This window comes from Streptomyces sp. NPDC006510, assembly GCF_040611955.1.
GTDB lineage: Bacteria > Actinomycetota > Actinomycetes > Streptomycetales > Streptomycetaceae > Streptomyces.
This window is the reverse complement of sequence record NZ_JBEXPH010000113.1, coordinates 16160-27854: the sequence shown is the minus strand read 5'-3', so window position 1 is coordinate 27854 and position 11695 is coordinate 16160. Positions and strand designations below refer to the sequence as shown.

General features: G+C 71.7%; 12 protein-coding genes and 4 pseudogenes. 9 read left to right on the top strand and 7 right to left on the bottom strand.

What is annotated here, in order from left to right; translation table 11 throughout:
* Positions 1-339, top strand: a pseudogene (locus tag ABZY11_RS28520) (hypothetical protein); the annotation flags it as partial.
* Positions 339-941 (top strand): phosphatase PAP2 family protein, encoded by a 603-nt coding sequence (locus ABZY11_RS28515; protein ID WP_356481880.1) that lies wholly within the window; start codon positions 339-341, stop codon positions 939-941. The pseudogene ABZY11_RS28520 and the gene ABZY11_RS28515, both read left to right, overlap by 1 nt.
* A 49-nt stretch (positions 942-990) precedes the next feature.
* Here the strand turns inward: ABZY11_RS28515 and ABZY11_RS28510 are convergent, their stop codons facing one another.
* The 5 genes and pseudogenes from ABZY11_RS28510 to ABZY11_RS28490 all read right to left on the bottom strand — a co-directional run bounded on the left by ABZY11_RS28510 (position 991) and on the right by ABZY11_RS28490 (position 4402).
* Entirely contained in the window at positions 991-1314 is a 324-nt protein-coding gene (locus ABZY11_RS28510; protein WP_356481879.1) for a DUF6191 domain-containing protein, read from the bottom strand.
* Between the two features lie 116 nt (positions 1315-1430).
* Positions 1431-1793: pseudogene (locus ABZY11_RS28505) on the bottom strand (zinc-binding dehydrogenase); the annotation flags it as partial.
* A gap of 13 nt (positions 1794-1806) precedes the next feature.
* Positions 1807-3021 (bottom strand): PP2C family protein-serine/threonine phosphatase, encoded by a 1215-nt coding sequence (locus ABZY11_RS28500; RefSeq protein ID WP_356481878.1) that lies wholly within the window; start codon positions 3019-3021, stop codon positions 1807-1809.
* A gap of 177 nt (positions 3022-3198) precedes the next feature.
* The gene (locus tag ABZY11_RS28495; protein ID WP_356481877.1) at positions 3199-3975 is read right to left on the bottom strand and encodes a GNAT family N-acetyltransferase; all 777 of its coding nucleotides are present in this window, start codon (positions 3973-3975) and stop codon (positions 3199-3201) included.
* A gap of 220 nt (positions 3976-4195) precedes the next feature.
* A complete protein-coding gene (locus ABZY11_RS28490; RefSeq protein ID WP_356481876.1) occupies positions 4196-4402 on the bottom strand; it encodes a hypothetical protein in 207 nt (68 codons plus the stop codon).
* Between ABZY11_RS28490 and ABZY11_RS28485 the strand changes: the two are divergent.
* Positions 4401-4706: pseudogene (locus ABZY11_RS28485) on the top strand (transposase); the annotation flags it as partial. The gene ABZY11_RS28490 and the pseudogene ABZY11_RS28485 sit on opposite strands and share 2 nt — an antisense overlap.
* 203 nt (positions 4707-4909) lie before the next feature.
* Here ABZY11_RS28485 and ABZY11_RS28480 read toward each other — a convergent pair.
* Positions 4910-5392, bottom strand: a complete 483-nt coding sequence (locus ABZY11_RS28480) for a zinc-binding dehydrogenase (protein WP_356481875.1) — start codon at positions 5390-5392, stop codon at positions 4910-4912.
* 175 nt (positions 5393-5567) lie between these two features.
* Positions 5568-6332: a hypothetical protein gene (locus tag ABZY11_RS28475; protein ID WP_356481874.1), complete on the bottom strand. Its 765-nt coding sequence runs from the start codon at positions 6330-6332 to the stop codon at positions 5568-5570.
* A 240-nt stretch (positions 6333-6572) separates the two neighbouring features.
* Here ABZY11_RS28475 and ABZY11_RS28470 point away from each other — a divergent pair, with 240 nt between their 5' ends.
* The 6 genes and pseudogenes from ABZY11_RS28470 (at position 6573) to ABZY11_RS28445 (ending at position 11661) form a co-directional block, all read left to right on the top strand.
* Entirely contained in the window at positions 6573-7028 is a 456-nt protein-coding gene (locus ABZY11_RS28470) for a hypothetical protein (protein ID WP_356481873.1), read from the top strand.
* A 443-nt stretch (positions 7029-7471) separates the two neighbouring features.
* Complete coding sequence (locus ABZY11_RS28465) at positions 7472-8380, top strand: RNA polymerase sigma factor SigF (RefSeq protein ID WP_356481872.1); 909 nt, start codon at positions 7472-7474, stop codon at positions 8378-8380.
* A gap of 310 nt (positions 8381-8690) precedes the next feature.
* A complete protein-coding gene (locus ABZY11_RS28460; RefSeq protein ID WP_356481871.1) occupies positions 8691-8792 on the top strand; it encodes a putative leader peptide in 102 nt (33 codons plus the stop codon).
* A gap of 26 nt (positions 8793-8818) precedes the next feature.
* Positions 8819-8995: pseudogene (locus tag ABZY11_RS28455) on the top strand (TauD/TfdA family dioxygenase); the annotation flags it as partial.
* 132 nt (positions 8996-9127) lie between these two features.
* Positions 9128-10489: a bifunctional o-acetylhomoserine/o-acetylserine sulfhydrylase gene (locus ABZY11_RS28450; protein ID WP_356481870.1), complete on the top strand. Its 1362-nt coding sequence runs from the start codon at positions 9128-9130 to the stop codon at positions 10487-10489.
* Entirely contained in the window at positions 10486-11661 is a 1176-nt protein-coding gene (locus ABZY11_RS28445; RefSeq protein ID WP_356481881.1) for a homoserine O-acetyltransferase, read from the top strand. Before ABZY11_RS28450 ends, ABZY11_RS28445 begins: the two co-directional genes overlap by 4 nt.
* The last annotated feature ends 34 nt before the right edge of the window (positions 11662-11695 follow it).

The window sequence follows — 11695 nt, the reverse complement described above, 5'->3', positions numbered from 1 at the left end:
GCCAGCAGGGTGACCGTCACCGGGTTCCTGGTGGACGTGTACTGCCTGGGAGTCAAGAACGTCACCGATCCCGAGGCGATGGGGTCCGGATCCCTCAACCCGCTGGCCGGGGCGCTCGACGTCCCGGCCCGGGTGTTCACGCTCTGGCAGGTCGTCGGCGGGGTGGTCTGGACCGTCGGTCTGGTCCTGGCGGGCTATGCGCTGGGGTCCTCGGTGCCGAATGTCGACCGCTATCTGCTGCCGATCGTCGCCCTCGTGGTCGTGGTCTCCCTCATCCCGCTCGCCGCCGAACTGCTCCGCTCCCGGGGCCGGCGCACCCCCCAGGGGGAGAACAGCTGATGCCGCTCGCTTCCACCGCCACCTCGATCGACGGTGGTGTGTACACCTGGATCACCGAGCTGGCCCAGCGCTCCCCCACTGCCCTGGATTCCGTCATCCGCGTCTGGTCGGACTACGGGCTGGCCCTGTTCGCCCTGCTGATGCTCGCGTCCTGGTGGCGCTCGCGCTCCACTGACCCCGCTCGCACCGCCATGGCGCTCTGCGCCCCGCTCGTCGTGGTGGCCGCGTATCTCGCCAACGACCTGGTGAAGTCGGTCTTCCACGAACAACGGCCGTGCCAGACCCTCCATGTCGTGACGGTGGAGGCGTGCCCGGCGCTCGGCGACTGGTCCTTCCCCAGCAATCACGCCGCCATCGCGGCGGCCGCGGCGACGGCGATCTGGCTGACCGACCGCAGACTCGGGGCGATCGCGGTGCCCGCAGCCGTGCTGATGGCCGCGTCCCGGGTGTGGATCGGTGTGCATTACCCGCACGATGTGCTGATCGGGCTGGTGACCGGCGCGCTCGTCGCCTGGCTGCTGACGATCGCGGCACGGCGCTGCGCCCCGGCGGTGATCCGGCTGCGCGACACCCCGCTGCGCCCCCTGGTGGCAACGCGATGAGCTGAGACGCCCCGGCAGTCGGGGGCGGACACGACCTGGCGCCGGTGCTCTACCGGGTGGCGCTGCCGGGCAGGCGGATGACGGCGCGGCCGCCGTCGAGGTCGACGGTGGAGCGGTGGGGCGGGGCGCCGTCCTCCTCGTCGTCACGCATCAGCAGGGCGCTCTGTCGCTCCTTGAGCTCGTTCTGCTTGCCGGGCGAGAGGCTCGCATGCAGCTGCTCGAACCCCGTCGCCGCCACCTGCCCCTGCCGTGCGCCGTTGCGCCAGGGCAGCAGGCCTGCCCGCCCCGCACGCAGCATCAGCTGATCGAGAAAGGCGACCGCGGTCAGCCCGATCACCAGTCCGGGCAGGGTCATCAGCACGACGAATTCCATCCGCCGAGTCTCACCCCGGGCGGGCGCGGCGCGCAACGGTCGCGGGTACGACGATGCGGGCCGCCGCACCGTGCGACGGCCCGCGAGACCGTGAGCGGGAAGGAGATCCGGGCCGGTCAGCCGTTGGGGAGAATGACCGCGCGGCCGTTGATCTTGCCGTGGTGCAGTCGCTCGTACGCCAGCGGCGCCTCGTCCAGGGAGTACGTCTCCACATGGACCTCGACCGAGCCGGTGCGGGCGAGGTCGAGCACCTCGGCGAGCTCGGAGCGCGAGCCCCAGTACGGGGAGGTGACCGTCGTGTTGTACGGCAGGGAGCCGAAGCCGACCGGCAGCGCACCTCCGCCGAGGCCGACGATCGTGACGTCGGAGTCGATGGCGGCCGCGGCTCCGGCGGTGGCGACGGTGGGCGGCGCTCCGACGAAGTCGAGGATGACCTGTGCGCCGATCCCGCCGGTGAGTTCACGGACCTTCGCCGCGGCCGAGCGACCCTGGTTACCGGCCGCTGAACGCCTCGGCCGCCCGGCGGGCGCCATGGCCGACGGTCATGGGGCGGCCGGGGTCGCCGGCCGCTACCCGGCGCAGGGCGAGCGCGGCGATGTCGTCGCGCCGCACGCCTCCGGAGAAGGAGTCGAGGTCGGCATCGAGCGCCTCCAGCACCTCGTACGGTGCCCGCTCCGCCCAGCGGCCCAGCCGGGCATCCAGCGGATAGAAGGCGCCGGACGCGTCGCGGGCCTCGGTGACCCCGTCGGTGAAGAGCAGCAGCGTGGCGCCGGGCGGGAAGTCCAGCCGTTCGGTGGCCCTCGCCTCATGGCTGAGCTCCGCCATGCCCAGCGGAACGGAGGTGCGGCGCAGCGCGACGGCACCGGCCACGCCGTCGTGCAGCAGCCGGGGCGGCAGATGGCCGCAGTTGACGGCCTGGACCCGGTCGCTCCCGTCGAAGCCGAGCACCAGGGCGGTGACGAAGCGTTCGGTCTCCCCGGTCTGGGCGGAGAACGTGTTGTGCCTGGCGACCGCGTCCTCCAGGGCATCGACGACACCCGTCAGGACGGGCTCGCGGATGGCCGCTTCCCGGAACGCCCCGAGCACGGCGAAGCCCGCCCCGATCGCGGCGAGACCCTTGCCCTGGACGTCCCCGATGATCACCCTGGTTCCGTAGGGCGACTGGACGACCTCGTAGATGTCGCCGCCGACCAGCCGGTCCTCCTCGATCGGCGTATAGATGCCGTGGGCGAGGATCTGGTCGGTCAGGATGGGCAGCGGGCGCAGGATCTGGCGCTGGAGCGCGACGGCGGCGGAGCGCAGCCTGGCTATCTGCGTGGCGTGTCGGATCCGCAGCGCGCAGGCGGCGATCCCCAGGAGGCAGGCCAGCACGGTGAAGACGACGCCGGTGGCGATGTCCCAGAACGTGCCGTCGGTCATCAGGTGCGATCCGACGACGACGATCATGATCAAGGTGGACACGCCCACGGTCTGCCGGACCGTTCCGAAGACCGAGACGAGCGCGGGGACGACCACCAGCAGCGGTACGAGGCTCAGGTCCTCGCCGGTCCGCAGGTCCAGTAGGACCACCACGGCCGTCAGCAGGGCCAGTCCGCCGAACAGCGCGAGGTTCCCGACCCGTGGCGCGCGAGCGGCCGCCTCCCCCGCGTCCGGCCCCGGGAGCGTCGCTCCACGTGTGGCAAGGCGGCGCCGGAGCCCGATCGTCACGGCTGACTCCTCCCAGGTTCTGCCGGACCGGTGCCGGCGTTCGGTACCAGTGCACCCGGCTCCGAGGGGGCGGCACACGAGGCTTACGGCCTCTGGGGACGCGCCGAAGGTCCCGATGCGGGAGGCGGCAGTGGCCTTCGGCCCGGAGCTGCCGGGCCGAAGGTCCCGTGCCGAGGGTCAGCGCACGGCTGCCGTGCGGGCGTCGCGGTCGCCGTGGACACTGCCGGGAACCGGCAGGCGCGTCGGCAGCCGTTCCGGGACGAGCGCCGAGAGGAAGGACGTCCGGCGGCGGAGCACGAAGCCCAGGGATTCGTAGAGCCGGACGGCGTTGGTGTTGGAGGCGGCAGCGTGCAGGAACGGCGTTTCGCCGCGCTGCCTGATCTCGTGGGCGACGGCGCGCACCAGCCCGGTGCCGAGCCCCTGGCCGCGTACGGACTCGTCCGTGCAGACGGCGCTGATCTCGCTCCAGCCCGGCAGGCGCAGCCGCTCGCCGGCCATCGCGACGAGCACGCCTTCGCGCCGGATCCCGAGGTAGGTGCCGAGCTCGACGGTGCGGGGCAGGAACGGCCCCGGCCGGGTGCGCTCGACCAGTTCGAGCATGTCGGGCACATCGGCGGGTCCGAGCCGTAGGGCCCCGGGGAAGGGCGCTGTCGCGACCCCGGCGTCGACGAGCTGGACACCCTCGGCCCGGAAGACGATCTCCCAGCCGTCCGGCGGCGGCTCGCGGAAGGCCGTGATGGTGACGGCGCCACCGGGTCCGACGAGCGCCGCCGCGTCGTCCCAGTCCTCGGCCTGAGGCGCATCCGGGATCGCGACCCACGGGGCCACGTCCGCCGGGTAGCGCAGGATCCGGCCACGGCCCTCGGCGAAGTGGGCGTGCGGGCCGGTCAGTGCGGCGCGGACCGGGCTGTCCAGCGGGTGCACATCACCGGTGGCGGCATTCGGCGCGCTCATTAGAGGACCATCCCTTCTACAGCCCTCTTCGGTAGGGTTGTGGCCTCTCGGTCCCGGTGGGTGCACGGCCAAGCGCGCGAGCCGTTCGGCGGCCAGCATGAGTTACGCCGGCCCCGCCGGGCCGAGGCCGTCTGATCGGCTTCAGGGACACGCCCCGCAGAGGGCCGATTAATGAGCTCCCGGCAGACGACCTCACCACCGGGCAGGTGCTCCGTCGACGTCACAGGAGTACTTCTTTCGTGTTCATCGGATGGGACTGGGCGACCGAGACCCACGACGTCAGCGTCATGGACAACTCCGGCACCCGCGTGGACCGCTGGGAGCAGCTCATCGAGCGCCTGCGCGCCGCCCCGGCCGCCGCCACCCGGCTCGGCGAGGCCACCGTCGCCACGCTCGCCCGCGTCCAGGTCCAGCTCGTGCGGGCCATGCGCGCCACGATCCGCGAGCTGGACCGCGAGATCGCCACCGCCGTCGAAGTACACCCCTACGCGCCGCTGCTGGCCTCCATGCCCCGCATCGGGAAGGTCAACCTCGGCCAGATCATCGGCGAGGTCGGTCCGATCCCCGAACGCGCCGAGTCCTGCGAGCACTTCATCGCCGGGACCGGAGTCGTCCCTGTCACCCGGGCCTCCGGGAAGTCCCACGCCGTGACCTTCCGTTTCGCGACGAACCGGAGAGCCCGTGTCGCGATCACGACTTTCGCGGACAACAGCCGCCACGGCAGCCAGTGGGCCGCAAAGATCTACACCGACGCGCGGGCCCGCAAGAACCGCCACCCCCACGCCACCCGCATCCTCGCGCGCGCCCGGCTCCGCGTGATCTGGGCCTGCCGGCGTGACGGAGCCTGCTACGACCCCGGGATTCATCAGACCAACGGGAAGACCAACACAGCCGACGACACCCTCTTGGCGGCATGGAGGTTGACTCAGGGAACTCATGCGGCCACCTCGATCACGATCCTACCGAGAGTGTGGCCGCTCTCCACGGCACGCAGCGCGTCTCCCGTCCCGGTGAGCGGGAAGGACCGGTTCACATGGGTCCGCAGAGCGCCGGTGACAACGAGATTCGCCACCTCTTCGAGGACCGCCGCGGTACGGGCCCGCTCGACGGCCGCCCCGCCGAGCTCGGCGTACCCGCCGGTCACCGGATTGCCGAAGACCTCGTCCCCGGCAGCGAACCCTTCGACGTCCGGGCCGATGCCCTCGACGACTCCGGCGACCTCGCTGCCGAGGACGGTGGGAAAGGGCTGCGGCTCGCTGCCGGGCCTGCTGTACCCCGCGCGCAGCCTCCGGTCGCCCGGGTTGACCCCGGCGGCCCGAACCGCGACGAGCAGCTCACCCGGCACCGGCACGTCCTGCTCGATGAGGGCCTCCACCTCCGGTCCGCCGTTGCGGGTGACCACGTACGCCTTCGGCATGAGCTCCCTCTCTCCTGCTCCTGTCCACAGCACCGGCGGCCGGGCCGGTCACCGATCGTCACAGCAGCAGGAAGGCGCTCGTCCCGGCACGTATTCCCCGGGGGTGAAGTGTTCATCGGGCCGCAATGAATCAGCTGCTCCCCATAGCGCGCGTGCCCTGTGGCCCCTGTCGGGGTCAGCGCTTGAGGCTCTGCATCAGGTCGCGCATGTCGCTGATCATCGCGGACCGGTACGGGGACAGATCAGAGGTGTCCGGCCCGTCATCGGCCGGGGGTTCGCCGTCGTCACTGTTGTACTGCGTGTAGGAGGAGAGACCCAGCGAGAGAACCACGCCGCCCTCCAGCACCCGCAGTTCCGCGTTGCCGTCGTCCTGCGTCAGCACGTACGCGCTGTCGCCGAGGTTCGGAACCCTCTCCACCTTCACCTCGGCGTCAACACCGGAATCGGCCACCCCGCGCATAGCCTCGAATTCGGCTGCGGGGTCGGACTTCTTGTGCAGTGCCACGGTGATTCCGACGGAGTAGTCGGTGTACCAGCGGCTGCTGACCGGCTTCTTCGCGGCCTGTGACCGGAGCGAGATGAAGCACTTCACCCGGTCCAGGGCCGGATCCTTCAGGAGTTTCGGTACAAGCCCGGGTGTGGCCTCCTTCGGTGCTATCGCCGCGCCCAGCGCCTTCAGCCGCAGGGTCGGGCACGGATCCTCGTTCAGCCGGTAGCCGTGCATGTCCGGCTGCTTGTCGCCGAAGGGATACAGGTACAACGCACCTGCCCACACGGCCGAAGCCACTACGGCTCCGCTCAGCGCCCACCACCACGGGCGGCGCGGCCGGGGTCCCCCGGCGGGCTTCCGGGCGAGGTCGCCCACCACCTCGCCCGTCCCCACCGCACCGAACACGTCCACCATCTCCGGTTCGGAGATCACCTGTGCCCCCTCGGTCACGCCATCGGTCCACCACATGATGGCCCACATAGGACCGCAGGATCCGAGGATGTCGTACGGGAGCGGGTCCCTGAGGGTGCGGACGCGCCGTCCGACAGCGCCGTCCCACCGCGCCGTCCGACCGCTCCGTCCGACCGCTCCGGCGGGCCTGCGAAGATGTCGCGGCCCCACTGATGCGCGTCGCCCGGGGCCGGGCTTCGGGTGACAGCGGACGCGCGGTGCACAGGCAGGGGGAAACACATGGGAGCGTCGGGCGCCGTGGTGCGGCGAGGGCTGCTGTTCGGCATCCGGGCCGGGGCGGTCCCGGCCGGGATCTGCGCCGCGCTGTGGGCGGTGATCGCGCTGGCGGGGCTGTTCGGGGGGCCGCAGGGAAGCACCTTCGACAGGCCCGTGGCGGGGTTGGTTGCCGTACTGGGTTCTCTCGCCGTGGGAGCGACGCTGGGCCTGGTGACGGGCGTGGTGCTGGCCGTCGTCCCCCGGCGCATGCTCGGCTCCGCTCCCCTGCGCGGTCTGACCTGCTTCGTGGTGGGGACCGCGCTGTCCGCGGGCGAGGTGGTGGTGATGGACGTGTCGTCCGAGGGCGGCTACGGACCCGTCATCCTGGCCGTGCTGGCCATGCCGGTGGTGGGGGCTGTCACGGCGGCGCGCAGTCGGTCCATCGCGGCCGAGCGCCTCGGCTTCAAGAACCGGGCGTGAGGCAGCGGAACGACGGGCGAGCAGCCGTTCCGCCGGCAGGACCCTGGCAGGCCGCCGCCTCGGTGGGTCCGTCGTCGGGCATGCGGGTCGGGGCGGCGGAGCCGTCTCCTGGGTGAATTTGCCGCCTTTCTCCCGAACGTGCGACCTCGACGTCGGAACACCATCGATTTCGACTCAACTACCGCTGGATATGCGTCGGTCGGTCCCCATTGCCCCTCGGCTGTGGCAGTCTGGTGAGCGACCGCCCCACCGGGCTCCCCCGTACCGGTGGGGCGGTTCTGTTGTCCCACGCGCCCGGTCCGCGGGGATATGACGGGGGATCACGACGATTCCCGGCCAATCGCTGCCGTGTGACCTGATCAACTTCCGCTTTTCCGCATACGAATTCCCTCCCGGGGCAGGCGCATACACCTCATGGGCTACGACCAGGGGAGCGTGACGAGATGACGGCGCACACTGCGCGGACTGCCGGTGCGGAGAGAGCGGAGAGTCTCCGCCCGACACCGGAAGCCGTGCCGGCCGGGGACATCGGCGGGCTGCCGTGGATCGAGGACGCGGGGAAGATCACCCCTTGCGACGCGCGCGAACTGTCCAGGCTGTTCTTCGGCCGTCTCCAGGACCTGGAGGAGGGAACCCCCGCCCATCAGTACGCGCGGAACACCCTCGTCGAGATGAACCTCTCCCTCGTACGGTTCGCTGCCGGACGGTTCCGCAACCGGGGCGGCGGCGACATGGAGGACATCGTCCAGGTCGGCACCATCGGACTGATCAAGGCCATCGACCGGTTCGAGCTCTCCCGCGAGGTCGAGTTCACCTCCTTCGCGGTTCCGTACATCACCGGGGAGATCAAACGATTCTTCCGCGACACCACCTGGGCCGTGCATGTCCCGCGCCGGCTCCAGGAGTTGCGGGTCGACATCGCCAGGACCAAGGAGTCGCTCGTCACGGAACTCGACCGTGACCCCACCGTCCCGGAACTCGCCGAGCAACTGGGGCTGAGCGAGGACGAGGTCATCGAGGGCATCGTGGCGGCCAACGGGTACGCGGCGGGTTCGCTGGACATGCCGGCCGATCCGTCGGAAGCGGGGCGGCGCCACGCACCGGGTCGCACCTTCGCCGATGTCCTGGGCGGTCCGGATCCCGCTCTGGAGACGGTCGAGAATCTGCATGCGCTCGCGCCGCTGCTCGGCTGTCTCGACGCTCGTGAGCGTCGCATCATCGACATGCGTTTCGGCCAGGAGATGACACAGGCCCAAATCGGCGCGGAACTCGGCATCTCGCAGATGCATGTGTCGCGGTTGATCAGCAGGATTCTGCGGAAGCTCCGCAGCGGGATGCTCGTCGAGGAGTGACACCGGCCGGGACGGTTTTTGGCTGAGACAGTCCGCCTGCGGCCGAGGCAGGCCGCGGCCACCGGGCCGACCCGTCGCGCATGCCCGTACATTGCGGCCGAATGAATTCCGGCGCCGTCACCGGGCCGCTCGGCAGCGCGCCCCCGTCGGCCCCGAACCGCTGGACGAAACATGCCTGTGCCCAGGTCGGAGGCGGTTTCGAGGGGCGGCGGGCGATGGCGCGGCCGGGTCCCGCGCGCCCGTGGCGGGCCCCGTGCGCGTACGGAAGCGCGGTTGACGCCTCGCGGGGGCCGCTGACACGCTCACCGCCATGCCCGCGACTCCGGTTCTCGTCTCGCGGCGCCACGTCGATCTGGGACGCCTCGCGTCCGCCGCGTGTCGCCGCAGCTCCCGCTGCGCCCCGCTTCGTTGAGCAGCTGAGCCGCACCGGCGCCGTGCGCGACCCAGCGCCACGACGTGGACGACTCCGACGACCACGACCACGACCACGACCGCAGACTGCGCCGGGTCACCATCGACGGCGACGTCCCGGCCGGCCCGGACGGCCGCCGCTCCGTGCTGCTCAGCCCGGACGAGGTCGCGGCACCGGAGTTCGCCATCGCGTCCGGTGCCTGACCCAACCAACACTCACCCCCCACATCCACACCCGGGTCCGTCCGCCGCGCCCCGCGCAGACGACGGACCGTGCCGCCGCCGCGGAAGCGGCACACCGCGCTTCCGCCGAGAGACCACCGTGCGAGGAACACCATGAGCCAGCCCGTCGACTCCGTCACCGCAGGCCAGACCCCCGAGGACCACGACCGGCAGGACACCGGTCCCGCATGGTCGTTCGAGACCAAGCAGATCCACTCCGGTGCCGTCCCCGACCCGGAGACCGGCGCCCGTGCGGTGCCGATCTACCAGACGTCGTCGTTCGTCTTCCGGGACACCCAGCACGCCGCGGACCTGTTCTCGCTCGCCGAGCCCGGCAACATCTACACCCGGATCCACAACCCCACCCAGGACGTCCTGGAGCAGCGGATCGCCGCCCTGGAAGGCGGAGTTGCCGCTGTGGCACTCGCCTCCGGCCAGGCGGCCGAGACGCTGGCCCTGCTGACGCTGGCGGGCGCCGGGGACCACATCGTCTCCTCCACCTCGCTGTACGGCGGCACGTACAACCTGCTGCGGCACACACTCCCCCGGTTCGGCATCGAGGTGACCTTCGTCGACGACCCGGACGACACCGCCGCGTGGGCCGCGGCCATCCGTCCCAACACCAAGGCGCTGTTCGCGGAGACACTGGGCAACCCGCGCGGCGACGTCCTCGACATCCGGGCGGTCGCCGACACCGCGCACGCGGCCGGGGTACCGCTGATCGTCGACAACACCGTGCCCACCCCGTATCTGCTGCGTCCGATCGAGCACGGCGCGGATGTCGTCGTCCACTCGGCGACGAAGTTCCTCGGCGGGCACGGCACCACCATCGGCGGTGTGGTGGTGGACGGCGGCACGTTCGACTTCGGTGCGCACGCCGGGCGGTTCCCCGACTTCGCCTCCCCCGACCCGAGCTACCACGGGCTGCGTTACTGGCCGGACCTGGGGCCGGGCGCCTTCGCGGTGAAGCTCCGCGTCCAGCTGCTGCGCGACCTCGGCCCCGCACTCTCCCCGCACTCCGCCTTCCTGCTGCTCCAGGGCGTGGAGACGCTGAGCCTCCGGCTCGAACGGCACACCGCCAATGCGCTGGCGCTGGCCGAGTGGCTGGAGCGACGCGACGAGGTGTCTGCGGTGCACTATGCCGGTCTCGCGTCGAGCCGGTGGTACGAGGCGGGTCGCCGCTATCTGCCACGCGGTGCCGGGGCCGTGCTCTCGTTCGAGCTGCGGGACGGGGTGGAGGCGGGCAAGCGGTTCGTGGACGCGGTCGGCCTGTTCAGCCACCTCGCCAACATCGGTGATGTACGGAGCCTGATCATCCACCCGGCGTCGACCACGCACAGCCAGCTGACCGAGGAACAGCTGGCAGCCACCGGAGCGACCGCGGGGCTGGTGCGCCTCTCGGTGGGCCTGGAGAACGTGGACGACCTCAAGGCCGATCTGGAGACCGGGTTCCGGGCGGCGAAGGCGGCGTCCTGAACCGCGCGGCCCCTTCCCCCGCGCTCCCCCTCCCGCCGGCCACCGGAGGCCGGCGGGAGGGGGATCCGCCCGGCCGCCGCTCCTGGGTGCCGTTGGAGCGGCCACTGCCGCTGGAGGCCGGCGGTGCGCTGCCGGAGGTGCGCATGGCCTACGAGACATGGGGGCGTCGGGCGCCGGACGGCAGCAACGCGGTGCTGGTGCTGCACGCCCTGACCGGTGACAGCCATGTGGCGGGGCCCTCGGGTCCCGGGCATCCCACGGCCGGCTGGTGGGACGCGCTGGTCGGCCCCGGGAGGGCGCTGGACACCGACCACTGGTTTGTTGTGGCGCCCAATGTGCTCGGTGGCTGCCAGGGCAGCACGGGGCCGTCCTCGCGCCGCCCGGAAGGACCGCGCTGGGGCGGTGACTTCCCCCGTCTGACGATCCGTGACCAGGTGGCGGCCGAGGCGGCGTTGGCCGACGCGCTGGGCATCGACAGCTGGGCCGCGGTGATCGGCGGGTCGATGGGCGGCATGCGGGCGCTGGAATGGGCGGTGAGCCGGCCGGAGCGCACCGGATCGCTGCTGGTGCTTGCGGCGCCCGCGGCCGCGTCGGCGGAGCAGATCGCCTGGGGGTCGGTGCAGATCTCCGCGATCCGCTCCGACCCGGGGTGGCGAGGCGGCCACTACCATGACGCGCCACCGGGTGAGGGCCCGCACCGGGGCCTCGGTCTGGCCCGCCGGATCGCCCATGTGACGTACCGCAGCGAGCCCGATCTCGGGGCCCGGTTCGGCGGCTCGGCGCAGCCGGGCGAGCATCCGTGGCACGGCGGGCGGTACGCGGTGGAGTCGTATCTCGACCATCACGCCGCCAAGTTGGTGCACCGCTTCGACGCCGGCAGCTATGTCACGCTGACGGAGGCGATGAACGGGCACGATGTCGGGCGCGGCCGCGGTGGCGTCGCCCGCGCGCTGAGCCGTGCGCGGATGCCGGCGCTGATCGTGGGCGTCGACTCCGACCGGCTCCATCTCCCCTCGCAGCAGGCGGAATTGGCTCAGCTGCTGCCCGGCGCGGACCGGCTCAGGATCGTGGAGTCGCCCCATGGGCACGACGGGTTCCTGATCGAGACGGACCAGGTCGGTTGCCTGGTACGGGAGTTGCTGTCCGGCCGGCCCGATGTCCGGGGACGCTGACGTACCGTGGGCGTCCCGTCCTCCTCGGGCCGGT

What these genes read in the sequence shown, in the direction of transcription:
- ABZY11_RS28515 (WP_356481880.1), top strand. Translation starts at nt 339, where the DNA reads ATGCCGCTCGCTTCCACCGCCACCTCGATCGACGGTGGTGTGTACACC.
- ABZY11_RS28510 (WP_356481879.1), bottom strand. Translation starts at nt 1,314, where the DNA reads ATGGAATTCGTCGTGCTGATGACCCTGCCCGGACTGGTGATCGGGCTG.
- ABZY11_RS28495 (WP_356481877.1), bottom strand. Translation starts at nt 3,975, where the DNA reads ATGAGCGCGCCGAATGCCGCCACCGGTGATGTGCACCCGCTGGACAGC.
- ABZY11_RS28490 (WP_356481876.1), bottom strand. Translation starts at nt 4,402, where the DNA reads ATGGCCCGCACGAGCTGGACCTGGACGCGGGCGAGCGTGGCGACGGTG.
- ABZY11_RS28480 (WP_356481875.1), bottom strand. Translation starts at nt 5,392, where the DNA reads ATGCCGAAGGCGTACGTGGTCACCCGCAACGGCGGACCGGAGGTGGAG.
- ABZY11_RS28470 (WP_356481873.1), top strand. Translation starts at nt 6,573, where the DNA reads ATGGGAGCGTCGGGCGCCGTGGTGCGGCGAGGGCTGCTGTTCGGCATC.
- ABZY11_RS28465 (WP_356481872.1), top strand. Translation starts at nt 7,472, where the DNA reads ATGACGGCGCACACTGCGCGGACTGCCGGTGCGGAGAGAGCGGAGAGT.
- ABZY11_RS28460 (WP_356481871.1), top strand. Translation starts at nt 8,691, where the DNA reads ATGCCCGCGACTCCGGTTCTCGTCTCGCGGCGCCACGTCGATCTGGGA.
- ABZY11_RS28450 (WP_356481870.1), top strand. Translation starts at nt 9,128, where the DNA reads ATGAGCCAGCCCGTCGACTCCGTCACCGCAGGCCAGACCCCCGAGGAC.